This is a genomic window from Pseudoalteromonas sp. JC28, assembly GCF_013319255.1.
Lineage (GTDB): Bacteria > Pseudomonadota > Gammaproteobacteria > Enterobacterales > Alteromonadaceae > Pseudoalteromonas.
Genome location: NZ_QOKX01000010.1, coordinates 240,865 through 266,890, shown reverse-complemented (window position 1 = coordinate 266,890; position 26,026 = coordinate 240,865). Strand labels below are relative to the sequence as shown.

At 42.9% G+C, this 26,026-nt stretch carries 24 protein-coding genes and 1 pseudogene; 23 read left to right on the top strand and 2 right to left on the bottom strand.

Annotation, left to right across the window (positions count from 1 at the left end):
* The 15 genes and pseudogenes from DS891_RS24650 to DS891_RS21100 form a co-directional block, all read left to right on the top strand.
* Positions 1-1,779, top strand: a pseudogene (locus DS891_RS24650) (hypothetical protein); the annotation flags it as partial.
* A gap of 1 nt (position 1,780) precedes the next feature.
* Complete coding sequence (locus tag DS891_RS21170; protein ID WP_174170866.1) at positions 1,781-2,209, top strand: hypothetical protein; 429 nt, start codon at positions 1,781-1,783, stop codon at positions 2,207-2,209.
* A gap of 201 nt (positions 2,210-2,410) precedes the next feature.
* Complete coding sequence (locus DS891_RS24645) at positions 2,411-3,868, top strand: polymorphic toxin type 15 domain-containing protein (RefSeq protein ID WP_286123890.1); 1,458 nt, start codon at positions 2,411-2,413, stop codon at positions 3,866-3,868.
* A 12-nt stretch (positions 3,869-3,880) separates the two neighbouring features.
* On the top strand, positions 3,881-4,561 hold the full coding sequence (locus tag DS891_RS21160; RefSeq protein WP_010379464.1) for a GAD-like domain-containing protein: 681 nt from the start codon (positions 3,881-3,883) through the stop codon (positions 4,559-4,561).
* Between the two features lie 449 nt (positions 4,562-5,010).
* Positions 5,011-5,751, top strand: coding sequence for a hypothetical protein (locus DS891_RS24640; RefSeq protein ID WP_254605998.1), 741 nt, complete (start codon positions 5,011-5,013; stop codon positions 5,749-5,751).
* Positions 5,752-5,760: 9 nt separating this feature from the next.
* Positions 5,761-6,513, top strand: coding sequence for a PoNe immunity protein domain-containing protein (locus DS891_RS21145; protein ID WP_174170865.1), 753 nt, complete (start codon positions 5,761-5,763; stop codon positions 6,511-6,513).
* Positions 6,514-6,522: 9 nt separating this feature from the next.
* Positions 6,523-7,314, top strand: a complete 792-nt coding sequence (locus tag DS891_RS21140) for a PoNe immunity protein domain-containing protein (RefSeq protein WP_174170864.1) — start codon at positions 6,523-6,525, stop codon at positions 7,312-7,314.
* Between the two features lie 100 nt (positions 7,315-7,414).
* On the top strand, positions 7,415-7,864 hold the full coding sequence (locus DS891_RS21135; protein ID WP_217448691.1) for a hypothetical protein: 450 nt from the start codon (positions 7,415-7,417) through the stop codon (positions 7,862-7,864).
* A gap of 86 nt (positions 7,865-7,950) precedes the next feature.
* A complete protein-coding gene (locus DS891_RS21130; RefSeq protein ID WP_174170863.1) occupies positions 7,951-8,628 on the top strand; it encodes a GAD-like domain-containing protein in 678 nt (225 codons plus the stop codon).
* 84 nt (positions 8,629-8,712) lie between these two features.
* Complete coding sequence (locus tag DS891_RS21125; RefSeq protein ID WP_174170862.1) at positions 8,713-10,515, top strand: HNH/ENDO VII family nuclease; 1,803 nt, start codon at positions 8,713-8,715, stop codon at positions 10,513-10,515.
* A gap of 2 nt (positions 10,516-10,517) precedes the next feature.
* Positions 10,518-10,976, top strand: a complete 459-nt coding sequence (locus tag DS891_RS21120) for an SMI1/KNR4 family protein (RefSeq protein ID WP_039491845.1) — start codon at positions 10,518-10,520, stop codon at positions 10,974-10,976.
* Positions 10,977-11,848: 872 nt separating this feature from the next.
* Positions 11,849-12,514, top strand: coding sequence for a GH-E family nuclease (locus tag DS891_RS24875; RefSeq protein WP_174170871.1), 666 nt, complete (start codon positions 11,849-11,851; stop codon positions 12,512-12,514).
* Positions 12,511-12,936 (top strand): hypothetical protein, encoded by a 426-nt coding sequence (locus DS891_RS21110; RefSeq protein WP_039491885.1) that lies wholly within the window; start codon positions 12,511-12,513, stop codon positions 12,934-12,936. Before DS891_RS24875 ends, DS891_RS21110 begins: the two co-directional genes overlap by 4 nt.
* Positions 12,933-13,352 (top strand): tol-pal system YbgF family protein, encoded by a 420-nt coding sequence (locus DS891_RS21105; RefSeq protein ID WP_039491886.1) that lies wholly within the window; start codon positions 12,933-12,935, stop codon positions 13,350-13,352. Before DS891_RS21110 ends, DS891_RS21105 begins: the two co-directional genes overlap by 4 nt.
* A gap of 56 nt (positions 13,353-13,408) precedes the next feature.
* Positions 13,409-13,669: a hypothetical protein gene (locus DS891_RS21100; RefSeq protein ID WP_045965830.1), complete on the top strand. Its 261-nt coding sequence runs from the start codon at positions 13,409-13,411 to the stop codon at positions 13,667-13,669.
* 782 nt (positions 13,670-14,451) lie between these two features.
* Here the strand turns inward: DS891_RS21100 and DS891_RS21095 are convergent.
* Positions 14,452-15,570 (bottom strand): DUF1570 domain-containing protein, encoded by a 1,119-nt coding sequence (locus DS891_RS21095; protein WP_174170861.1) that lies wholly within the window; start codon positions 15,568-15,570, stop codon positions 14,452-14,454.
* Between the two features lie 229 nt (positions 15,571-15,799).
* Here DS891_RS21095 and DS891_RS21090 point away from each other — a divergent pair, with 229 nt between their 5' ends.
* The 6 genes from DS891_RS21090 (at position 15,800) to DS891_RS21065 (ending at position 24,526) form a co-directional block, all read left to right on the top strand.
* Positions 15,800-16,552 carry an ABC transporter substrate-binding protein gene (locus tag DS891_RS21090; protein ID WP_174170860.1) on the top strand — a complete coding sequence of 251 codons (753 nt, stop codon included), beginning with the start codon at positions 15,800-15,802 and terminating at the stop codon, positions 16,550-16,552.
* 556 nt (positions 16,553-17,108) lie between these two features.
* Positions 17,109-17,858: a pyruvate dehydrogenase complex transcriptional repressor PdhR gene (pdhR, locus tag DS891_RS21085; RefSeq protein WP_010607393.1), complete on the top strand. Its 750-nt coding sequence runs from the start codon at positions 17,109-17,111 to the stop codon at positions 17,856-17,858.
* Positions 17,859-17,928: 70 nt separating this feature from the next.
* On the top strand, positions 17,929-20,595 hold the full coding sequence (gene aceE / locus DS891_RS21080) for a pyruvate dehydrogenase (acetyl-transferring), homodimeric type (RefSeq protein WP_174170859.1): 2,667 nt from the start codon (positions 17,929-17,931) through the stop codon (positions 20,593-20,595).
* A gap of 11 nt (positions 20,596-20,606) precedes the next feature.
* Entirely contained in the window at positions 20,607-22,499 is a 1,893-nt protein-coding gene (gene aceF / locus DS891_RS21075) for a pyruvate dehydrogenase complex dihydrolipoyllysine-residue acetyltransferase (RefSeq protein ID WP_174170858.1), read from the top strand.
* 211 nt (positions 22,500-22,710) lie between these two features.
* The gene (gene lpdA / locus DS891_RS21070) at positions 22,711-24,135 is read left to right on the top strand and encodes a dihydrolipoyl dehydrogenase (protein ID WP_010607389.1); all 1,425 of its coding nucleotides are present in this window, start codon (positions 22,711-22,713) and stop codon (positions 24,133-24,135) included.
* A gap of 142 nt (positions 24,136-24,277) precedes the next feature.
* Complete coding sequence (locus DS891_RS21065; RefSeq protein ID WP_010607388.1) at positions 24,278-24,526, top strand: DUF1289 domain-containing protein; 249 nt, start codon at positions 24,278-24,280, stop codon at positions 24,524-24,526.
* On the opposite strand, the gene DS891_RS21060 is transcribed toward DS891_RS21065, so the two are convergent.
* Entirely contained in the window at positions 24,510-25,199 is a 690-nt protein-coding gene (locus DS891_RS21060) for a hypothetical protein (protein WP_174170857.1), read from the bottom strand. The two genes, DS891_RS21065 and DS891_RS21060, sit on opposite strands and share 17 nt — an antisense overlap.
* Positions 25,200-25,366: 167 nt before the next feature.
* On the opposite strand from DS891_RS21060, the gene DS891_RS21055 reads away from it, so the two are divergent.
* Together DS891_RS21055 and DS891_RS21050 are read left to right on the top strand one after the other, a co-directional pair.
* Entirely contained in the window at positions 25,367-25,570 is a 204-nt protein-coding gene (locus tag DS891_RS21055) for a DUF3283 family protein (protein ID WP_010607386.1), read from the top strand.
* Complete coding sequence (locus tag DS891_RS21050; protein WP_102056234.1) at positions 25,570-25,995, top strand: GNAT family N-acetyltransferase; 426 nt, start codon at positions 25,570-25,572, stop codon at positions 25,993-25,995. The genes DS891_RS21055 and DS891_RS21050 overlap by 1 nt, the downstream gene beginning before the upstream one ends.
* The last annotated feature ends 31 nt before the right edge of the window (positions 25,996-26,026 follow it).

Below are 26,026 nucleotides of genomic sequence, written 5' to 3'. Positions count from 1 at the left end.
ATTGACGTCAGCGCCAAACAAGATTTGACCCTTAAGGCGGGTCGCAGTCATCGCAGTGTTATCCAAAGTGATATCAACCTCAAGGCAGACAACAACCTTACCATCACCGCTCCCGCGGGAAGTCAAATCATTCAAAGCCAAGGCAATATCACGATTAAAGGCAGTGGCTCTGGCAACCTCACCCTTGCCAATGGTGGCAGTGAAATCAGCATTGACTCAAGTGGTAACGTCAACATCTTTGCAGACAAGCTACTGACCTTAAAAGGCAAAGCCATGACCGTGTTTGACGGTAGCATGGAGCAAGATATTGGTGGTAAACAAAGCGCCACGATGCCGAGTGTACCGCAAATAGCGCAGATAGCAGCAAATCAACGCTTGTCGTTAACCGCTGATGGCGCGGCATCACTTGCTGATAAAACCATTGACCTTTCGTATTTTTATAGCGATGGCACACCAGTAGAAGACATTGATTACGAAGTCGTGATGGATAACGGCAAAATATACACCGGCCAGCTTAGTGGCGGTACCGCAGAAGTCATTGATGTGCCTGCGGGTAATTATACCGTGAGTTACATCGGCGAAGACGAAGAGAAGATTATTTCGTTACGCCAAGAGCTTCGCACGGCCCTTGACCAAATGGTTGCAGAAATCCGCAAGCAAGCTGACATTCAAGAGCGTCTGATTGATGACGAAAACCTTGGGATGCAAGGGCTTATTTATAGCGGTGCATTCTTATACGGGCTTTATCAACAAGGAGAAAGCATTGTAACGGGAGTCGCAGATTTAGTCGAAGGCACAGCAGGAGCAATTTATGATGTTGGCGCAGCAACTTTCCGTATTTTGGGCCATCTTGCAACTGGCGATGTGGAAGCTATGCGGGCAGAGTTACAGCAAATTATGTCAACTGCCTCAGAGTCCATTAATGGCATTGTTGAAGCGTTTGAGACATTAGTTATTATTGCAGAAGATGAAGAAGCGCGTACTTTACTTGCAAATTTCCCAGCACGTTACTTTAATGCTCATTCCAGTGTTGAACGCACCAGAATGGCAGGTCGCTTGTCGTTTGAAATACTGCTTGCCCTTGCCACCTTTGGTAGTGGTGCAGTGGTTTCTGCTATTGCTAAATCCAATTACTTTGTTAAAGCAACCCGCGCATTGGAAAAGCTCACTCAAGCCACCAAGTTAAAACGCTTAAGTTACACTCGCTCGGGTACAACTGAAAAAGTACAACTAGATCGGATTAGAAAACTAGACACTACATTTTCGTCCTCACCAACTAAAAAACTAAGCCATTTTAACCTAACTATACGTCGAGAGTTTGAACAAAATCTTATATTTAAGATATCCAACGACATTAAGGTTCACCCACTTAGAATAGAGTATGAATCAAAAGTTGAAGCGCTTGCAAAGTATAAAACTGAATATGAGATGATGATGAGAAGTTATAATGAAAATATCATTGATCATATTGCTAAACTGGAAGATGCAGAAAAAGCTCTAGCATTCAAAGCTCACTTAGCTAGAAGGGAGCTAGGCGCTGAATATAAAAATATTACACCAAAAGCTTTGCGAGAATACATCTATGAGGTAAATATGGGACGGTATGGCGATCCCTTAGGACCTAGTGTTGACTTGCTAATAGAAAGAGGTAAAACATACAAAGAAATAATTTGGAGCTCTTCAAAACCGAACCCAGATGTAAATAAGTTACTATCAGGGTTTAAGAAGTGGTTAGAGAGTAAACCCGATAGCTATATAAAAACACTTATGGATGAATAAAATGAACAATATCTATATTAGAAATAGGGATGAATTTAGAAGAATTTTGAAATTCGACCTCAAAAAAGGACCTCTAGATGAAATGTATTTGCATGAAGCTTTTAACGTAGATATCGAAAAAAAAGCTAGTTACGTAAACTTATCTGGAGATTTTTGGGGGGTATTTGCCTCAGAAGAAGGTCCGATATTATTTAACAATAATTCATTATATAAACTATCAGATAAAAATCTAAAACTTCAACACGAATCTAGCTTGGATAGCTATTCTTTTAGAGTTTACTACGAAGGCTTGTTAGTTTGTGAAAAGAAGTATAATAGATGGCAAGACTTAGATGTTGACCCGTGGTCAGACGAAAGCTTCGTAGATATTTTTATATGGATATCTGAAAGATATAATAACAAGGACTTCATAACATTATGGACTATTTAAATGTGATTACTAAAATAGTGAAATTTACGCGTGGATAGCTAGCGCATATTTTTTAGGAGTCGATAAATGCTTTCAGTAAATTAAGACATGCATGGTCTTAACCTGAAAACAATCTTTCCTCAGTGTAAGTTATTGATTTTTTAATAGATATAAGGCAGCGGTAAAGCAAAAATCGAGAATGCACCGCCTGGTCAATACACCGTGCAATATGGTGAGGATAAACGCGATTACCTGCCAGAAGATAATCGCCCTAAAAACCCTCTGTATGGAAAAATCACCCCAGCGCGAGCGGCTGAAATGGTACGCAGCGGCAATACCGCACCACTGATAGAAGCCAATGGCATTGCAACCCAAGCAGGTGATTGGTTATGGGGCACACTCCAAGGCGACTTTAATCAAAACCCCTCTACGTCACAAATCGTGGTAGGTACCTTGATTTCCATGATACCGATTATCGACCAAGTCATGGATTTACGAGATATCATCGCCAATGTCATGTTACTGACTGACGATGATGAAGCCAACGACACCGACGCTTGGCTTGCCTTTACCCTAACGGGTATTGGTTTAGTGCCAGTTGTGGGCTCAGCGGTCAAAGGTGTGGGTAAGGTTATCTTAAAAAATACTGGAGAGTCACTCTCCGCTGCGCTTGCTGTACTGCGGCTTTTTACCCAAAGAAAAGTCGGTAAAGGCGACCCAGTTAAATACCTAAGAGACATCAACTGGCAAGACCTAGGAAAACAATCCGCCACGGAAGTTAAAAACATCGTCAAAGGCCTGCGCGATTCACTTGATGACATGTCTACCAGTTGGCACTACGACCTACTACTCCCAGACGCTGCCATCGAAGGCATGCAAGCCACGGTAAAGCGCCTAGGCGAGGTCACCCCAAAAATCGACCAGCATATGCAACAAGCCGCCCAAGAAATCGGACAGCGAGTTAATAAAGCACTGGATGAATATCAAGGCCAACCACCAATTCGAGGCGTCACCGATAAGCCCACCAAAGCCAAAGCCGATGAGTTGGAACCGCCAAAAGGGAATGAGTTACCGGGAGGGAAAGGGTTGCACCCTCTCAAAGCAGGCATGAAAGCATACAAGGTCCCCTGTTTTAAACCAAGTGATAACTTAAGGAAAAAACATAAGGGCGACTTACGTGCTTTAGAGCATAATTACGCAAGGCAGCTTAAGAATCAAGAAAAAGGCTTAAATGATTTAACCATTGGTGAATACAGAGAAAACCGCGATCGATACAAAAATATGAAGCGCAAAGGGACTGGAACTGTTCAAGAAGGTTTTAGAAAAGACTTCGAAAAAGATTTAAAGAGATCTCTTAAAGACTCATACAGTAGAAAATTATCATATGCTGAAGCCGAAAAATTAGCCTTGCAAAGAGCAACAGAAATTATGGGCAATTTACATGCATTACATGACCCTGATATGGGCGCTGGCGGTTATGATAATGTTACTCGTCTGGGTGATAAAAGAGTTAATGAATCTATAGGTCCGCAGTGGGCCAAAGCACCTATAGGAAGTAAAAAAGGGGATAAAACACGCGTGGAATTAATGGATGAGCAAGTTGAAAAAGCATTTAAAGAATATGGCCCAGATGCTAAGTTGAACATTCGACTTGAGCGTTGCCCGTTGAAAAAAAAGTAAAGTAGAGAACCTATGATAGAGACGAATGATGACGCATTAGAATATTTTCTAAGCAAATTTAGCCAACCAACAACAATCATACCTGCGACTACCGCTGATATAGAAGCGTATCGAGGGAAACTGCCTGACAAGCTACTTGAATACTGGCAAATACTCGGTTTCAGTGGCTTTGCCGATGGTTTATTTTGGCTGACAAATCCAGCGGATTATCAAGACATTCTTGACCGATTTTTAGAAGACACCCCGTTTGAGCAAGATGATATCTATTATGTTATAGCGCGTAACGCTTGGGGGGAACTTCAGATTTACGGCGAAACAACAGGTGAGTCCCTTGAAATAAGCCCGCACCTAAATTGGATGCGAACAAAAAAAGGGAATGAGCAAGATATTAAAGCAGGTAACACTGAGCGGACAATAAAAAATTTTATAGCGTTTCAAGAAATTGAAGATCTTGATATTGAAAATAACCAAAGGAAGCCACTCTTTCCTGCGGCATTAAAAAAACAGGGCCCACTCAATGCCGATGAAGTGTACGGCTTTGCACCATTTTTATTTATGGGTGGCGAGAAAAAAGTCAAGAATATTGAAAAGTGCGATATTTTTGCCCATTTGAATTTAATTGCCGACATGGGTGATATGGAAATCATTGATATGGCTTCTATGGTACGTGGCGCTATTAAGCAGCATGAATAACGCTGTATGCAAATGTGATTAGTAACGGCGCACATCACTTAATGAATCATCAAGATGACCGTATCCCCGGTTAAGCATGATGATTCATTAGACACGTTTTTTAATATTAACTTACCAGTTAGCCAGGGCGGGATTCCACTTTGCTCATAGATTAACCAAAGAGTAACTCCGTCCTAAAATCACCGCTCCAAGTTGCTCCTCTTCTCAGGGCAAACACTAGTTAACTTATCAGTATAGGTTTAGTGCCAGTTGTGGGCAAGGTTATCTTAAAAAATACCGGAGAATCCCTCTCCGCTGCGCTTGCTGTACTGCGGCTTTTTACCCAAAGAAAAGTCGGCAAAGGCGACCCAGTTAAATACCTAAGAGACATCAACTGGCAAGACCTAGGAAAACAATCCGCCACGGAAGTTAAAAACATCGTCAAAGGCCTGCGCGATTCACTTGATGACATGTCTAGCAGTTGGCACTACGACCTACTACTTCCAGACGCCGCCATCGAAGGCATGCAAGCCACGGTAAAGCGCCTAGACGAGGTCACCCCCAAAATCGACCAGCATATGCAACAAGCCGCCCAAGAAATCGGACAGCGAGTTAATAAAGCACTGGATGAATATCAAGGGGAGTTACCACAGGTTGGCGTTACCAATGTGCCGAAGAAATCTAAAGCACCGGAGCTTTCAGCTCCAGAAGGAAACGATCTCAAAGGTGCCCCAGTTAACAAAGTTAATCCGCCATCACGCAAAACGCCTAGTGACTTTACGCAGTATAAATCACTAAACCACAGAAAAGGCGCTACTGGTGAGTACAATGCACACCAATTAATGTTGGAGAATGGCTATACACCACTAGGTAAAACCGACGGTAATTTTAAGCCCGGCGAAACCGGTATAGATGGGATTTATTTGCACCCAAATCCACCACCTGATTATGCTTTCACTGAAGCGAAATACAATAAAAGTAAATTGGGAAAAACCAAAACAGGCAAGCAACTGAGTGATCAGTGGCTAACGGAAAAACGGCTCAGGAAAGCTGGGTTGAACGAGGAACAGATAGCAGACATACTAGAAGCCATTGAAGATAATGATGGCAGAGTCATAAAATTGCTTATCCGTAATAAATTGGATGGCAATCTAATAGTAAATATACTGGATAAAAACGCCCACAATATTGGTAAAGCAACCGGATTTTAGGACATATAAATGCAAAGAGATAATTTGAGAGATATTGATTACTACAATGATAGAGTTAACTTTAGAGTAAAGGTTATCGAAAAAAAAATACAGAAAGTCCAACCTGATAGTCAGTTTGAAGCTGAAGTCAAAATGAAAGGTTCATTTAGGCTAGTTAGTGACTCATTGTATCTTCTTCATCAGAAATACTCTCGCGGCGATGATCTCTCAGAATTTAAGCCACTTTTATTAAATATGTTGACCTACCGCCAATGGCAAAAGGATTATGCTGACGCCTTGCCAGATAAAGAGCAAGTAGAGCGAATTGGCTGGGAAGAACTAAGAGAAGATTACCTCGAAGATCATCTTAAATGGTTGAGTTTCGCTTTCTGTTTAAATATGGATAAAGAATACTACCTAAAGGTGCTGAGTCTTATTGGTAATCAAGGTCAAGACGCGCTATTTGATAAAATTGCTATAACCCTAGGTGACACTAATCGTGAAATAGCTGCGGATACTCTGTTCAAAAAACGTTTCGGTAAACTTTACAAAGTAGTTGAAGGAAGTCCAGAGCAACGTCCAGCACTTGCAAAAGCCTATCTAGAGGCTTGGTATGTATTGGAGGGTAGCCCAGATTATCATTTAATGGATACAGATGCATACATTGGCTATTGGTGCTGGGAAATTGCACTTGTTGTTAAGTTATTCAATATTGATGATAGCAGCTTTATTGACCACCCATACTACCCTAAAGACCTCGTACATTGGCAAGATAATCAGTAGGAGATAAAGGTGCGTGATACACGGAGAAGTAACGATTATTTCGAAGAGTTCTTAGTCGACATTGAAGTTGGCATTAAAGAAACACAGGAAGCCCTCGATGCAGGTAATTTTACCACACCTAGCGAGCGAGTCGATGTTGCCCAGCGTATATATCAGCTCGCGATTATGCGAGCGATAGCGCACTACTCATATGGTGCTCACCTTGGGGATGTTAAGCGCTATACCGAAGCGATTTTGCCGTATCGCAAACAACTGACACACTACTGTGATAAGTTACCTGCAAATCATCAAATATACCGCCATGCTTTTGAAAAGTTGGGCGGGCAAATCGATGCTGTCGGCTCCCCTAATATCAATCGTTATATCTACACTTTGTGGTGGCTGGCACTTTTACAAGCCTGTGATGTCGCTCCAGCTCATATTCAAGAAGTGCTCGATGTTATTGATGAACGCGGCAAAGACACCTTACTTGATAATGTAGCCATTGCACTTGGTGATAACGATAGACCTATTTCGCCCACACTCTATTACCCTGAAATTTATCAAAACCTTTCACTCGCTTTTACAGTACCCAATGAACAAAAGCCTGATTTACTCAAGCAATTTGCACAAAGTTGGTACAGCAAGTTAGAGGGCTTGGCGGACTGGCATGATAATCACAATTGTGAATGCGAATTCGAGTACACGGATTATTATATTGGTTATTGGTGCTTTGAATTAGCTTTAGTCGCTAATATTCTAGAAATACCAAGTGAATCCTTAGAAGATAGTGTGTATGTTCCGGTTGATTTAATCAGATAAACTTCTGCGCATGATTTTTAAGAAAGGATAGGCTGAACCACTTGGGTGTTGCAGGGCTAGGCAGCTAACCTTCACCGACAGTAGTCGCCCCTCGATTTCCATGATACCGATTATCGACCAAGTCATGGATTTACGAGATATCATTGCCAATGTCATGTTACTGACCGACGATGATGAAGCCAACGACACCGAGGCTTGGCTTGCCTTTACCCTAACGGGTATTGGTTTAGTGCCAGTTGTGGGCTCAGCAGTCAAAGGCGTGGGCAAGGTTATCTTAAAAAATACCGGAGAATCGCTCTCGGCTGCGCTTGCCGTTTTACGCAAGCTTGGCAAAGGCGACCCAGTTAAATACCTAAGAGACATCAACTGGCAAGACCTAGGAAAACAATCCGCCACGGAAGTTAAAAACATCGTCAAAGGCCTACGCGATTCACTTGATGACATGTCCACCAGTTGGCACTACGACCTACTGCTTCCAGACGCCGCCATCGAAGGCATGCAAGCCATAGGTAAAACGTTTCAGTTTATGGAGAGTTTTCGGTATAGATGAGGCAGCAAGGGTTGCGTTGAGAACAATGGGCCCTACCACCCAAATGAATATAGAATTAGAACGGTGTAAGTAAGGAGGTTAGAGTAATGACCAAACAATTTGAAATAGATGAAGATTTCGAGTGGTTTCTTGAAAAATTTGAAGAGCCTACTGAAAAACATCAAGCCCCAGCAGAAATAATAAAAAAGTTTGAAGGTAAACTACCTACTAGATTATTAGAATATTGGAGTGAATACGGATTTTCTGGTTTCGGGGAAGGACTTTTTTGGTTAACTAATCCCGATGATTTTGAAGATACCTTAGATGCATGGCTTGGAGATATAGGTATCATCGAGCAAGACACATATTATGTAATTGCTCGCAGTGCTTTTGGAGAGCTATTCTTATGGGGAGAGAAATTTGGACATAAATATCTAATCGACCCATCTCACGGTTGGATTATAGAGAAAGAAGGTAATGCCGAAGACATAGCAGTTGGAGAAGAAAACGATGCCATACAGTTTTTCTTTGGTGCAAAAAGGCCAACATCGCTGGATGTAGATGATACGAGTGGAGGCTTACTTTTTGAGAAATGTAAACTTCGATTATCTCAATTAAAATATAACGAAATGTATGCTTTTGAACCCGCTTTTTTTCTTGGTGGGCAGCCTACCATTGACAATGTCAGTAAAGTAAATATTTTCGCCCATCTAAGTGTATTAGCATCATTTGGTCAGAAAGAAATACTAGACCAACAAGGGCTTATAGCTAAGGCTTATTCATAATAAATGCTCCTGTTATTAAAGTAGCAAATAAAAACCACTTAACTCCTTACCACTAAAAACACTTACTTATTAATTGAAAATGCGATGATGATTAACTTTGAACTCATCGCCAATCAAATTGACGTAAGCGCCACACAAAATATCACCCTTAAGGCGGGTCGCAGCCATCGCAGTGTTATCCAAAGTGATATAAACCTCAAGGCAGACAACAATCTCACCATCACCGCTCCCGCGGGAAGTCAACTCATTCAAAGCCAAGGCAATATCACAGTAAAAGGCAGTGGCTCTGGCAACCTCACCCTTGCCAATGGCGGCAGTGAAATCAGTATTGACTCAAGTGGTAACGTCAACATCTTTGCAGACAAGCTACTGACCTTAAAAGGCAAAGCCATGACCGTGTTTGACGGCAGCATGGAGCAAGATATTGGTGGCAAACAAAGCGCCACGATGCCGAGTGTACCGCAAATAGCGCAGATAGCAGCAAATCAACGCTTGTCGTTAACCGCTGATGGCGCGGCATCACTTGCTGATAAAACCATTGACCTTTCGTATTTTTATAGCGATGGCACACCAGTAGAAGACATTGATTACGAAGTCGTGATGGATAACGGCCACATATACACAGGCCAGCTTAGTGGCGGTACCGCAGAAGTCATTGATGTGCCTGCGGGTAATTATACCGTGAGTTACATCGGCGAAGACGAAGAGAAGATTATTTCGTTACGCCAAGAGCTTCGCACGGCCCTTGACCAAATGGTTGCAGAAATCCGCAAGCAAGCTGACATTCAAGAGCGCCTGATTGATGACGAAAACCTTGGGATGCAAGGGCTTATTTATAGCGGTGCATTCTTATACGGGCTTTATCAACAAGGAGAAAGCATTGTAACGGGAGTCGCAGATTTAGTCGAAGGCACAGCAGGAGCAATTTATGATGTTGGCGCAGCAACTTTCCGTATTTTGGGCCACCTTGCAACTGGCGATGTGGAAGCTATGCGGGCAGAGTTACAGCAAATTATGTCAACTGCCTCAGAGTCTATTAATGGCATCGTTGAAGCGTTTGAAACATTAGTTATTATTGCAGAAGATGAAGAAGCGCGTACTTTACTTGCAAATTTCCCAGCACGTTACTTTAACGCCCATTCCAGTGTTGAACGCACCAGAATGGCAGGTCGCTTGTCGTTTGAAATACTGCTTGCCCTTGCCACCTTTGGTAGTGGTGCAGTGGTTTCTGCTATTGCTAAATCCAATTACTTTGTTAAAGCAACCCGCGCATTGGAAAAGCTCACTCAAGCCACCAAGTTAAAACGCTTAAATTACACTCGCTCGGGTACAACTGAAAAGGTACAACTAGACCGGATTAGAAAACTAGACACCAGTATCCGTGATGTAAAAAAAATCAATCATGGTCCATCAATAAGAATAACAGCTGAAAAGCATAGGACATCTTCAAGGTTAAATACTCGCCAGTGGAAACATAAAACGATGTTCGATGGGCGGCTTGTACACCAGCGTAATGATTTATTCGATATCAACAAGAAAGACCTTAATGGTTTGACGAACCTTGAACGAATGATGAAAGGACGACCTCCTATTGGTTTCGACGGTGAGCCGGTAAACCTCCACCATTTGATTCAAAAGGAGCCTGGTACAATTGCAGAGGTTGGTGGTAAACTGCATTCAGAGCGGACAAAAATACTACATATTCCTCAATACGAAAAAAGAAATGGCGCTTGGCTTAAGAGGAAGAATTATAGCTTTAGGGCTCATAACGGCAGGAAATCAACATGGCCAAGCACTCAGTTTGGTAATATCAAGAAAACTGAGGCAGAGAAGATATTTATAAAGTGGAGCTCGGAGTACTGGAAATATAGAGCCAAAGGATTTTAATTATGAAAAACTTTACACATGATGAGTTAAAGCAAAGATTAGAGTCACTAAACGAATTTGAATATCAAGGTAGTCATAGTGACTTAGAAATAAAAGAAGCTGAGTCAGTGCTCAACCTTCGTCTCCCAGAAAGTTTTAAAGACTACTTGAAAGCTTGGGGAAATATAGCGATAGGCCCGATTGAAATCTTAGGTTTAACTAAAACACCTAATTTTATAAATGCAGAATATCCGAATTTTGTTTGGTTTACTCTTAAAAAGAGGAGTAATGACCAACTCCCAAAAGAGCTTGTAGTTTTCCATAGCGTGAACAATGAGTTTCTTTACTGTATCAACTGCTCGAAACCTCTCAGTAATGGAGAGTGTGTAATTACAGTTTGGAACAATTTAGATAAAATTGTAGAGCAAGAGTATCACGTTGGGTTTAATAACTTTATTTTGGGCATATTAGAAGACGAATAGTACTTTATTGTGCGTTTAGCATATCTATTCTGACACTGGCTTTAGTTAGCCTTAAAGTACTAATTAAGTGTAAAATAGCGCACTTATTTTGAGAGCTACTTCATATGCAAATGACGTAAGCTCTCAAATTTTTTTACAGCCCACGGCATCTACATTTCCTTGAGCGTTATATAAGCTCCTTCTTTTAAAAATTAGATACCTTTGGTTTACCACCTCCAGCAAGCACTAGTGAATTTATATAGAAAATTGAGAATGCACCGCCAGGTCAATATACCGTGCAATATGGTGAGGATAAACGCGATTACCTGCCAGAAGATAATCGCCCTAAAAACCCACTGTATGGAAAAATTACCCCAGCGCAAGCCGCTGAAATGGTACGCAGCGGCAATACCGCACCACTGATAGAAGCCAATGGCATTGCAACCCAAGCAGGTGATTGGTTATGGGGCACACTGCAAGGCGACTTTAATCAAAACCCCTCTACGTCACAAATCGTGGTAGGCACCTTGATTTCCATGATACCGATTATCGACCAAGTCATGGATTTACGAGATATCACCGCCAATGTCATGTTACTGACCGACGATGATGAAGCCAACGACACCGACGCTTGGCTTGCCTTTACCCTAACGGGTATTGGTTTAGTGCCAGTTGTGGGCTCAGCAGTCAAAGGCGTGGGTAAGGTTATCTTAAAAAATACTGGAGAGTCACTCTCCGCTGCGCTTGCTGTACTGCGGCTTTTTACCCAAAGAAAAGTCGGTAAAGGCGACCCAGTTAAATACCTAAGAGACATCAACTGGCAAGACCTAGGAAAACAATCCGCCACGGAAGTTAAAAACATCGTCAAAGGCCTACGCGATTCACTCGATGAAATGTCTACCAGCTGGCACTACGACCTACTACTTCCAGACGCCGCCATCGAAGGCATGCAAGCCACGGTTAAACGCCTAGACGAGGTCACCCCAAAAATCGACCAACATATGCAACAAGCCGCCCAAGAAATCGGACAGCGAGTTAATAAAGCACTGGATGAATATCAAGGTCAATCACCAATTCGAGGCGTTACCGATAAGCCCACCAAAGCCAAAGCTGATGAATTGGAGCCGCCAAAAGGGAATGAGTTGCCGGGGGCTAAAAACAATAGTTCAAATAATACAAAAACTAAGAAAGCTCGTAAGATATCGAACCGCTTGAAATACCTTGGAAAAACACCAAGTAAAACATCTCGCACTGGTAAAGAGGTCATTGCTAGGATGCGTAAAGAAGGTAAGATAAGAGATAAATTCGGTAAAACCCAGTTTAAAGACAGCAAAGGAAATTGGCACCCGCTGTCGCAAGCAGACATGGCACATGACCCGACAGATGCAGTAAGGTGGTGGAATACGAAAGGTAGGCAATATGGCGCAAAGTCGAAAGAAGTTAGGAAGTGGATGCTTGACCCAAATAACTATACATTGGACCATTACAGCCTAAACCGTTCAGCGGGAGCTAAGTTAAAAGAAACCTATTTATCCCCAATTAATAAGTTGAAAAAATGAAAGAATTAGATGAAAGATTAAGTGATGAGATTAATGAAAAATTTAATCGTTCTCTGGAGTTTAGAGACAGAGGAAAAATAGATGAGTCATTTGTTGCAATGCAAGAAGCTATTGAATTAATCCCCTCACCGAAGAGTCAGTGGTCAGAATCATTAATTATTATTACTTCTGCTTGTGAACACTTTATTACGATCGAGAAGCTTGCTGAGGCCGAAGCACTAATTGATGAGTACTTAAATTCAGACTTTTGCATTTCATATGATGATAGCCCAAGCTTCATAAAAGGAATTATATTATTTGAAATGGGTAACTTTAAACAAGCATATGAATGGTTTGCTAAAGCCAATTCTATTTCACGGGGTAGATGCTTTGTAGAACAACCTAAGAAATACAAAACCTTCTTTAATGAGTATAACCAATGAATGTACATGACCAGATAGAAGAGTATTGCGAGCAAGGCAATGACCTTTTTGATGAAGAAGATTTTCAAGGCGCAATGACACTCTGGAAAAAAGCCTTCGATTTACTCGCTGATCCAGATGAAGATTGGGAGCAAGCCGTTTGGCTTAAAGTATCTATTGGGGATAGTTATTATATGCTTGATGAATATCAACAATCCCTAGATTCAATGCTGGATGCATTAAACTACCCTGAAGCACTCGACAACCCATTTATTCACTTTAGAGCTGGCCAGTGTCATTATCAGTTAGGTGATAAAGAGCGCAGTAAAAATGCTTTACTTAAGGCCTATATGTTAGCCGGGAAAGAAATTTTTGAAGACCATGGAGAGGATGGGCTTTTTTATTACGACTTTTTAAAGTCCGAAATCAAGTTATAAACCAGTTCTACGCAAAGGACAGCACATGACAGTTAGCATATACATCGTGCAATATTTTGTTCGATATATTTACCACAAAATTCAAGAGCCTCGGCTTAAGTGCCACACAAAATATCACCCTTAAGGCGGGTCGCAGCCATCGCAGTGTTATCCAAAGTGATATAAAGCTCAAGGCAGACAACAACTTTACCATCACCGCGCCGGCGGGAAGTCAACTCATTCAAAGCCAAGGTAATATCACAGTAAAAGGCAGTGGCTCTGGCAACCTCACCCTTACAAGACGGTTGCACTATATCTGCTTAGGATTTGAGGATTGAGTGTGATGCCGGGGCGACGTTTTCTCGGTTCGCTCGATCGCGTCGTTTAAAAAAAATAGACGAGGAGCGCATGGATGCGTTTTGATATTAAACATGGAGGTTTATTTTGCTAACGGCTGATTGCTCGAAATTTATCGTGAATTCAGCCTGTCCTTCTGGCAGGTTTCGAAGCCCATTCATGGGCTACGACTACCCGAAAAGCATAACTTCTCGGCGGGTAAACCGCCTCCCACAACACTATTTACACTGTGAGGCTGGAGCCGCTTTTGAGCTTATAAACTACTCTATTGCTACTGAGAAAGTGGAAATTCCACAAGCAACTTTATTCCCCCTCCATCACACCCGAAAAGCATAAGCCGATATGCAATGTGCCGACAGGATGTCGGCCAAGTCTTGTCTGGTACAGGGACGTGCCTTACAAGACGGTTGCACTATATCTGCTTAGGATTTGAGGATTAAGTGTGATGTTGGGGCGACGTTTTCTTGGTTCGTTCTTTTTCGTCGTTTAAAAAGAATGAACGAGGAGCACGTGGATGCGCTTTGATATTAAACATGGAGGTTTATTTTGCTAACGGCTGATTTCTCGAAATTTATCGTGAATTCAGCCCGTCCTCCTGACAGGTTTCGACGCCTATCCGTGGGCTACGACTACCCGAAAAGCACACTTCTCGGAGGGTGAACCGCCTCCCTACAAAACTATCTGCAATGCTAATTAGGAGGCTATGCTGATAGTTTTTGTCATTGTTACAAACAGCTTAATTGCTATACCCTCACAGGGAGAGTTATTGCCATGCGCCGTGTTGAATTTGGCGAGGTGTGTTACGCCATTCCTCAAATTGTGATTCGACATTTTCATTAAAATTACGAAAGAGTAGCTCGATGTTTTGTGCAGGTACAATATTACACGGATTGCTGCTTTCTTGTCGTAAATACTCGAAAAAAGCGTTGCTGTTGTGCTCGACCATAAATCCGGTAAACAGATAACTATTGGCATATAAGGTGTTACTTTGCATGGTTTGCCACTGATTTTCGCTATTGAATAGGGTGTTAATATCAAGCTTGGCAAAGCGCGATTTCAAAATCCCTTCTTTCGTTAACCAATCTTCGTCAGAGAGGTAAACTGAAAATTGACCTGTTGCGGTAATTCTTAGGTGCTCAAAATACTCGGCTAAGCCTTCCGTTACCCATCGAGGGGTTACGCCGAAATAGTAAAAAACGAGGGCGTGCACGGACTCATGAATGAGCGTTCTTAGCGTTTCTTCTTCAGTGCGACCGCCATTGATAAAGCCTTGGTTTTGAAACAAGAAGTACATGCCCAAGGTGCCAGCGGGCTCGGCATCGCGAGAGAGGATTAGCTCATTGTAGTCAGCGTCATTGGCGGCAATATGCATGTTCAACTGGATGGGAGATAAGGCTTTTTTATGCGCTAACTGGTTAAAAAAGTGCTTAAACATCATATACACCACGTTGAGGGCTTGCTGCGCCTGATACTCAACATGAGGGCTCACGGGTTCACCCGTTAGATTGAGTTTAAAATTTTCAATGTGGTTGAATTGCGTTTGCAAGGAAAATACTTCGCGCTTTAGTACCCCGCAGGTAGGTGTTGAGATACCGCTGAACATATTAACAAGATCACTGTGCCCGTTTAGGTTATAAAAGGTTTTTTCTGGTATTTCAGGTAGCTGCTGTCTTGTTACTTTTGGTGGTGCAACCGTTAGGTGAGGAGTGGTGTCTGGCTGACTTAAACGTTTTTCGGTATGGGTGTCTAGCTGTATGCCTAATTCAGTCAATAAAGGTTTGATAGACCTCATCGAGTTTGCTGCTGCACTTGGGTAGATAAAATAAAGCGCAAACAATATCAGCGTGATGATAAGTAGTAGGACAAAGACCCGCCAAACCAAAGTGATATCCTTGTGTAATACATGCCCAGAGACTCTGGTTATACTCGATTATCGGTAAACTTGGCAATGGGTAATTTGATTATCGGCTTACTCCCATGGCATTAAATAACATCTACTTTAGTGTGTCATAGCATATCATTTGCATGATTTTCCATTCTTTTTTCTACAACAATGTACCCATAATCTAATTCGTTGCCTATACTTTTTGAAAAAATAACAGAGCATACAGATGAAAGTAGTTTGGCCGTTGATTTTACTGTGTTGTGTGAGCGGGAGTGCGAGCGCGCTTGATACTCAGGTGAATATTACGACGGGGCAATGGCCGCCGTACTTAGATCAAGCGAAACAAGATCAAGGCTGTGTGGCTGCTGTGATCCGAGATGTCTTTGCGCTCTCTGATATCAAAGTCCGATTTTTATTTATGCCTTGGGAACGCGCCTATCAAGAGGGAATGAAGGCGGCTTACATTGGTAGTGCTTATTGGTATTACAGTGAGCAAAGGAGCAAAGACTATATTTACACTCAATACCCACTCACTGAAGAAACAGCACGCTTTTATCATCATCGAGATTTAGCGTTTACCTATACGAGTTACGCAGATCTCAAGCCATTTAGATTGTTGCTCAATCAAGGGTTAACTTATCCGCCTTCTCTGCTAGAGGCGATAGAGACGCTTGAAATCAAAACTTCATATGCCACGTATACCAGTAAAAATGTGGCACTGATCCTACGAAACCGTGCAGATATTATGATTATGGACGAAAAATCGGCGAAGTCCTATCAGCAGGAACTGCCTGCGGAAGAAGCGGAGTTATTAGCTGCGCAAGCGATCCCTGCTTTTATCCAAAAAGGCTATTTGCTTATCAATAAGCATCATAGTGAATATGTCGAGTTGTATAACGAAGGGCTTAAAAAACTATGGGCGGATGAAAACTATGTTGCTCAGTATCGTGCTCGCTGCTCTCGTGTGTTTACCGATTGATTGCTTTTTGGTTTTGCTAAAACCAAATAATGTCCTGATCCGTTGCGAAATCATTCATAAGTTAGAATCCAAATTTGTTTTTAATGTTTTTCATAGCCTGTTGGCTATTTTGACGGTATATAAAGCATAAAGAATGTTATTACACATAAAGCCTAAAAGTGTATTCAGTGGGATTTTAGAGCATGCTTTGCAGCCAACAATCGTAAAGACTATCTTGAATCGTCATTGGCTGCTTTAGATTAAGACTTGCCTTATCCAAACCGCCTTTCCAGCAGCTTGATTTTACGTTAAATGGTATATGCCTATCTGGTCTGACCATTTAAATCGCCTTTTAAATTTGCCCGATTCTTGGTTAAAGTTTATGCACGCCAACTGTTGTTTTTACACTCAGCTAATTATTGAATTGGGCTGAATTTTGACAGTTGTCATGGATTTTGATAACGTATTGTGCAAATTTGGTATGACCAATTTACCTATGAAGTTAATTCTTACCAAATTGATTAAAATAAGTCAGCGGTCTGGCTAGGTCACATCATAAAAAATTGGCGTTATTTCAATGTCTTTAAAGATTAAAGCAGCAAAATTATCCGACGTAATACTAGAACAGCTTGAGAATATGATCCTCGAGGGCTCGTTATTACCCGGTGCAAAGTTGCCGCCTGAGCGTGAACTAGCTAAGCAGTTTGAAGTGTCGCGTCCATCACTTCGTGAGGCTATCCAGAAATTGGAAGCTAAGGGGCTTGTTACCCGTCGTCAAGGTGGTGGCACGTATGTTAAAAATCAGCTGGAAGAAGGGCTGACTGATCCGTTATTTGACTTGATCAGTAAGCATCCAGAATCTCAGTTTGATTTACTTGAGTTTCGTCATGCATTAGAAGGCATCGCCGCCTACTACGCGGCACTCAGGGGCACAGAGAATGACTTTGCAAAGGTACAACAAAGCTTTGACAGTATTGCAGAGATAGGTGATGACTTGATGCAAAAGGCAAGGGCAATTAATGCTTTTCACTTTGCCGTTGCAGAAGCGTCACATAACGTCGTCCTGCTTCATCTTGTAAAAGGGATGCAGTCATTGCTTGAGCAAAACGTGTTGCAAAACTTAACGGTCTTGGTGCAAAAATCAGACGTGAGTGAGCAGCTCGGTGAGCACAGAAAGTTGTTATTAGATGCGGTGATCAATGGTAACCCTGAACAAGCAAGACTTGCTAGTAACGCCCACTTAGCCTTTATCGAAGAAGCGTTATTAGAAGCCGGTAAAGAGCGTTCGCGAATAGAACGTTCACTGCGTAGAACAAAACAGCAGTAATCGGACTTGATTCAGTAAGAATTGGCACAAATAGAATAAATTCGTATTTTAAACATAAGGAACACTCCATATGTCTGAAGTCAATAAAATTGACGTAGACGCGCTAGAAACCCAAGAATGGTTACAGGCGCTTGAGTCGGTCGTAAAAGAAGAAGGCGTAGAGCGCGCTCAGTTCTTGTTAGAGCAAGTATTAGAGCAAGCGCGTCTTGATGGCGTAGATATGCCAACAGGCACTACGACTAACTATGTCAACACTATCCCAGCAGATCAAGAGCCTGCGTATCCAGGGGATGTGAACCTTGAGCGTCGTATTCGCTCTATCATCCGTTGGAATGCGATCATGATCGTACTTCGTGCTTCGAAGAAAGATCTTGAGCTGGGCGGGCATATGGCCTCTTACCAGTCGTCAGCTGCATTCTATGAAATGTGTTTCAACCACTTCTTCCGTGCACCAAACGAGAAAGACGGTGGTGACTTAGTGTATTACCAAGGCCACATCTCTCCGGGCATTTATGCTCGTGCATTTGTTGAAGGCCGCCTAAGCGCTGAGCAGCTAGATAACTTCCGTCAGGAAGTAGATGGTAACGGTATTTCTTCATACCCACACCCTAAGTTAATGCCTGAATTCTGGCAGTTCCCAACGGTTTCTATGGGTCTAGGTCCAATCGCGTCTATCTACCAAGCGCGTTTTCTTAAATACCTAGATGGCCGTGGTCTAAAAGATACGTCTGAGCAACGCGTTTACGCCTTCCTTGGTGATGGTGAAATGGACGAGCCAGAATCACGTGGTGCGATTTCTTTCGCTGCCCGTGAAAAGCTAGACAACCTATGCTACCTAATCAACTGTAACCTACAGCGTCTTGACGGCCCAGTAATGGGTAACGGTAAGATCATCCAAGAACTAGAAGGCCTATTTAAAGGTGCTGGTTGGAACGTGATCAAAGTCGTTTGGGGTTCTGGTTGGGATAAGCTACTTGCCAAAGATACTACGGGTAAATTGCTACAACTGATGAATGAAACAGTTGACGGTGATTACCAAACTTACAAAGCAAAAGATGGCGCCTTCGTACGTGAACACTTCTTCGGTCGTTACCCAGAAACAGCAGCGCTTGTTGCTGATATGACTGACGATGAAATCTTCGCGTTGAAGCGCGGTGGTCATGAGCCATCTAAGCTATTTGCTGCATTTAAAGCGGCACAAGAAACCAAAGGTCGTCCAACGGTTATCCTAGCTAAAACGGTAAAAGGTTACGGCATGGGCGCTGCGGCTGAAGGCAAAAACATTGCTCACCAAGTTAAGAAAATGGACATGACACACGTAGCACACCTACGTTCACGTCTAGGCCTAGATGACTTGGTATCTGATGAGCAATTACAAGAGCTACCTTACTTGACGCTAGAAGAAGGGTCAAAAGAGCACGAATATCTACATGCTCGCCGTAACGCGCTTCACGGTTATACACCTAAGCGTTTACCTAAATTCACAGAAACGCTTACGCTACCTGAACTAGATGCATTTAAACCGCTTCTAGAAGAACAAAAGCGTGATATCTCAACCACAATGGCATACGTTCGTGCGCTTAATATCTTGTTAAAAGACAAGAATATCGGCAAGAGCATTGTTCCAATTATTGCTGATGAAGCACGTACCTTTGGTATGGAAGGTTTATTCCGTCAAATCGGTATTTACAACCCGCACGGCCAAAACTACAGCCCAGAAGACCGCGATATCGTTTCTTACTACAAAGAAGCAACGTCAGGTCAGGTACTACAAGAAGGTATCAATGAGCTAGGCGCGATGTCTTCATGGGTTGCAGCGGCAACGTCATACAGCACGAACGACCTACCAATGATCCCGTTCTATATCTACTACTCAATGTTTGGTTTCCAACGTGTAGGTGATATGGCGTGGATGGCGGGCGACCAACAAGCGCGTGGCTTCCTATTAGGGGCAACTGCCGGTCGTACAACGCTAAATGGTGAAGGTCTACAGCACGAAGATGGTCACTCACACATTCAAGCAGGTACAGTGCCTAACTGTATTTCTTACGACCCAACGTTTGCATTTGAAGTAGCGGTTATTCTACAAGATGGTATCCGTCGTATGTACGGTCCAGAGCAAGAGAACGTGTTCTACTACCTAACGCTCATGAACGAAAACTACCATATGCCAGCAATGCCTGAAGGCGCTGAAGAAGGTATTCGTAAGGGTATTTACAAGCTTGAAAGCTACACAGGCGACAAAGCACAGGTTCAGCTAATGGGCTCGGGTACTATTCTGAACGAAGTACGTAAAGCGGCGCAGATCCTAAGCGACGACTACGGTATCGGTTCAGACGTATTCTCTGTAACGTCTTTTAACGAGCTTGCTCGTGATGGTCAAGATGCAGAGCGTTTCAACATGCTTAACCCAGAAGCAGAGCAAAAAGTGGCTTATATCACCAGCGTACTTGGTGACGCGCCAGCAATTGCTGCTACGGATTACATGAAAAACTACGCTGATCAAGTACGTGCATTTATGCCAAGCGCATCTTACAAAGTACTTGGCACAGACGGTTACGGTCGTTCAGACAGCCGTGAAAACCTACGTCGTCACTTTGAAGTGAATGCCGGTTACGTGGTAGTTGCTGCACTTGGCGAGCTAGTTAAGCAAGGCAAAGTTGAAAAATCAGTAGTGACTGACGCTATCAAGAAATTTGATATCGACACCACCAAAACTAACCCACTTTACGCATAAGAGGACGAGTGATGGCAATCGAAATTCATGTTCCAGATATTGGTGCCGATGAGGTTGAAGTAACCGAGATCCTAGTAAGCGTAGGTGACACGGTTGCAGAAGAGCAATCGCTTATCACTGTTGAAGGCGACAAAGCATCAATGGAAGTACCTGCCTCTGTGGCGGGAACAGTTAAAGAAATCAAAATAGCGGAAGGCGATAAAGTATCGACTGGCTCTTTGATCATGGTTTTTGAAGCGGCAGGTGAAGAAGCACCGGCAGAGCAACCAGCAGAAGAAGCTAAGCCAGAAGCAAACGCCTCTGGCAAGACAGAAGTGAAAGAAGTTCACGTACCAGATATTGGTGGCGATGAAGTTGAAGTCACTGAAATCTTAGTAGCTGCGGGCGATGTTGTTGAAGAAGAGCAATCGCTTATCACGGTTGAAGGCGACAAGGCTTCAATGGAAGTACCAGCACCATTTGCAGGTACTATCAAAGAAGTGAAAATCAACGCGGGTGACAAAGTGTCAACCGGTTCATTGATCTTCATCTTCGAAGTGGCAGGTAGCGGTGACGCACCTGCGACTAACGAAGCCGCAGAAGCGCCTGCTCAAGAGCAAGCACCTGCGGCATCAGCTGAAAAAGAAGTGCATGTACCAGATATCGGTGGCGACGAAGTTGAAGTTACTGAAATCATGGTTGCTGTTGGCGACAGCGTTGAAGAAGAGCAATCTCTTATCACGGTTGAAGGCGACAAAGCCTCAATGGAAGTACCAGCTCCGTTTGCAGGTACGATTAAAGAGATCAAAGTCAATGCCGGCGACAAAGTATCAACGGGTTCTTTGATCTTCGTATTCGAAGTGAAAGGCGCGGCACCAGCACCTCAGGCAGCAGCTAAAACTGAAGCAAAACCAGCTCAGCCTGCGGCTTCAGCGGCAAAATCTGAAGTACCAAAAGCCTCTGCACAAAAAGATGATTTTGTGGCCAATGATCAGTATGCCCACGCATCACCTGTGGTACGTCGTTTAGCGCGTGAGTTTGGCGTTAACCTAGCTCGCGTTAAAGGTACAGGTCGTAAGAACCGTGTACTAAAAGAAGACGTACAAAACTACGTGAAAGAGCTGGTTAAGCAAGTTGAATCTGGTCAAATCGCAAAAGGTGGCAACACTGGCGGCGGTGAGCTTGGTCTTATTCCTTGGCCAAAAGTAGATTTCAGCAAGTTTGGTGAAATAGAAGAGAAGAAACTTTCTCGCATCAATAAGCTATCGGGTGCAAACCTTCATCGTAACTGGGTACAAATCCCACATGTTACGCAGTTTGACGAAGCAGATATCACTGAGCTTGAAGCGTTCCGTAAAGAACAGAATGTGCTAGCTGAGAAGAAGAAAATGGGTGTGAAGATCACGCCATTAGTATTCGTGATGAAAGCGGCTGCAAAAGCACTTGAAGAGTTCCCAACGTTTAACTCTTCACTATCTGAAGATGGTGAGAGCTTAATCTTGAAGAAATATGTTCACATCGGTATCGCGGTTGATACACCAAATGGTCTAGTGGTTCCTGTTGTTCGCGACGTGAACAAGAAAGGCATCATTGAGATATCACGCGAGTTGATGGAAATTTCTAAGAAAGCACGTGACGGTAAACTGACGTCTGCTGATATGCAGGGCGGCTGTTTCACTATCTCAAGCCTAGGCGGTATCGGCGGTACGGCGTTTACGCCAATCGTTAATGCTCCTGAAGTTGCGATTCTTGGTGTTTCTAAGTCAGACTTCAAACCGAAATGGAATGGTAAAGAGTTTGAGCCGCGCCTAATGGTGCCGCTAAGCTGTTCATACGACCATCGTGTCATTGACGGTGCACTAGCAGCTCGCTTTACTGTGACACTTGCAAACTACTTAAGCGATATTCGCCAGCTAGTAATGTAAGAATAGAAACCGCATGACTTAGGTGATGCGGTTTTCTTGTATTTTATTGTTCCGCTTGATAATTAGGCGGGACAATAGAGAGTGTGAATGATACACTTTCGAGCAATAATAACTCTCTCTGCCCTGTGCCCCGAATCGGGTGTTTGGCAGGCACTTTGGGTCGGCTACTCTCGACGAGTAAACCCGTTCAAATAACAGTTAAGGTAATAACATGAGCAACGAAATCAAAACTCAAGTTGTTGTACTAGGCGGTGGTCCTGGTGGTTACTCTGCAGCATTCCGTGCAGCAGACTTAGGTTTAGACGTTACACTAATCGAATCTCGCGACACGCTAGGTGGTGTGTGCTTGAACGTTGGTTGTATCCCTTCAAAAGCCCTTCTTCACGTTGCAAAGGTAATTGACGATGCAGCAGAAATGGCTTCTCACGGTGTTTCTTTCGGTGCTCCACAAATTGACCTAGACAAAATCCGTTCATGGAAAGAGTCTGTGATCGGTCAACTTACAGGTGGTCTTGGCGGAATGGCTAAGATGCGTAAAGTAACTGTAGTTAACGGCTACGGTAAGTTCACAGGTTCTAACACTATCGCTGTTGAAGGTGCTGACGGTGCGAAAACAGTGACCTTTGATAACGCAATCATTGCAGCGGGTTCTCAGCCTGTAAGCCTTCCTTTCATTCCTGAAGACGAGCGTATCATCGACTCTACAGGTGCACTTGAGCTTAAAGACGTGCCTGAAAAGCTACTTGTACTAGGCGGTGGTATCATCGGTCTTGAGATGGGTACAGTTTACCGTTCACTAGGGTCAGCGATCGACGTAGTTGAGTTTGCTGATCAACTAGTACCAGCGGCTGACAAAGACGTTATCAAGATTTACCAAAAGTACGTTAAAGACAAGTTTAACGTAATGCTTTCTACTAAAGTGGTTGCTGTTGAAGCGAAAGAAGACGGTATCTACGTATCTTTCGAAGGCAAGCAAGCACCTGAAGGCCAAGTTCGTTATGACAAAGTACTAGTTGCTGTTGGTCGTACACCAAATGGTAAGCTAATTGACGCTGACAAAGCGGGCGTAAATGTTGATGAGCGTGGCTTTATCAGCACTGACAAGCAAATGAAGACTAACGTTGATCACATCTTCGCTATCGGTGACATCGTAGGTCAACCTATGCTTGCGCACAAAGCGGTTCATGAAGGTCACGTTGCTGCTGAAGTTATCTCTGGTAAGAAGCATTACTTCGATCCTAAGTGTATTCCTTCAATTGCATATACAGATCCAGAAATCGCTTGGGTTGGTGTGACTGAGAAAGAAGCAAAAGAGCAAGGTCTAAGCATTGAAACTGCGGTATTCCCGTGGGCTGCTTCTGGTCGTGCAATCGCTTCTGCACGTACTGAAGGTTCTACTAAGCTTATCTTTGATAAAGAGTCAGGTCGTGTGATCGGTGGTGCTATGGTTGGTATCAATGCAGGTGAAATGCTTGGTGAAATTGGCCTAGCAGTAGAGATGGGTGCTGACGGTGAAGACCTAGCGCTTACTATCCACGCTCACCCAACGTTGAACGAGTCAATCGGTCTAGCTGCTGAAATCTTCGAAGGTTCAATCACTGACCTTCCAAACAAAAAAGCAGTGAAGAAAAAGTAAGTTTTTCTGAGCTTTCAAAAACCCAGCCTTGTGCTGGGTTTTTTTGTTTTTGGGACCCTAGGTTGTAACTCGCTCTTTATAACCTTGGCAGACTAGTTACTAAACAGTATGCTTAGAAAAGGGGCAAAAGTGTTGAGTGTACATGGAACAAATTGAGATATTTGAGATCCCAAGTCCGTGTAAGGGGATCTGTCAGGTAAATAATCGCGGTTATTGTAAAGGTTGCTATCGCAGTCGCGAAGAGCGCTTTGAGTGGAATAATCTTAATAACGAGCAAAAACGTAAAGTTATTGCGCTGTGTCAGCAACGATATAAAAGGTACTTACAACGTAAATCAAAAACGGAGCAAGCAGATGAGCAAACAGGAGAAAACTTTAAATTTGATATTTAGCTTTGAGCATTTGTATCACCCCTTCGCGTTCAAACTCCTCTAATTTTGCTTTAATCAGTGGAATTAAGTGTTCATTGCGCTTATGCACGAAGTGAAAGCTCTCAACGACGGCTAAATTTTTTATTTGTAGGGTTTCTTCATTGATATTTTTTAAATGTGGTTTCAAGTGAAAGTCGAGAATAAGTGCTCCTTCAACTTGCTTCTGCATGACTAAATTGAGTTGTGCGACCGCGCTTTTCACCCCGATAACATAAGCTTGGATTTGGTGCTCAGCCAAATATGTGGTCGCTACAGGATAGCCGCTGCGAACCGTTAAGGATTGAAGCTCCCTAAGTTTACAATCGCCACAAAGGGTGAATAGCTGCAAGTTAAACTGAAATAACGGGTAATCAACACGACGCAAGTTTGGATACTCCTTTTCCACGCTCGCAACTCGAGCTAACTGTCCATCTAGGTTTCCTGCATTAGCTGCAATTAGAGAGCCTTTGTGATTAAATTCTTCAAGGCGTAGCTCTATGTCGAGAGATTGATAAACCATTCCCATAAGTTCAATTACATAGAGTGCTTGCGGGGTCTTTGGCGGTTGATTGAAATGCATAACTTTTGGCGTATCTGTGGCTGCTTGAGTCGCCGTTGAAATCATCATAATTAAACATAGTAATGCGGTTTTCAATCCAACTCCGTCAACTGTTTACTTAGAAGTAGAGGCTATTAGTATACATAATTTTTACAAAAAAGTGCACAGCATCTCGGTTTAATCAAAACTAGATTTTGCTGCAATAGGTGTGTTGGCTTGTGATACACTTGTGGTTCCCTTCACTTAAAATTGAATGATGTGTAATGAGCCACAACCTATGTTTGCTACCTAGACAAGAAAAATACCAAATTCAACTTGAGTATGAAGCATCGTTTTGGGCGTACCAAATAAAACGAGGCAAAAAAAGTAGAGAAGCAATCTATGATGCGATCAATCAAAGGCCACTCTCTGAACAGGATACGTTGAAGCAAAAGTTTGAATTTTACTTGAGCCTGATGCTTGCTTGATGTATTCGGTTGAACTACTCCCAGCGATAATGACACCGCTCGTTAATAAGTTTTATGATGCTCAAAAAGCACGAGGACGAGCTGCAAAACACGACAACGTTTGGGTAGTTAAAGATAATAGTAAAATTATAGCGGCTTGTCGTTTACAGCCTGTAGATGGCTATTGGTTACTTGTAGGCGTTTATGTTGCACCGCAGTTTAGACGCAAAGGTGTTGCAAAAAAACTAATTGAATCAGCTGTTTATCATTTTCGCAGTGTAAACCCTGGGCAAACAGTTTATACCTTTGCATATCGCCACCTCTGTCATTTTTATACCGCACTTGGGTTTCAAAATAACTCATGCCAATTACCGTCTGAACTCGCTTCTCGCTTATCTAGTTATCTTGGACAAAACCGTCAACTCGTGGCAATGTATTACGTCTAATTAACAATCTCGGCCTTTTATGTTTCGCCTG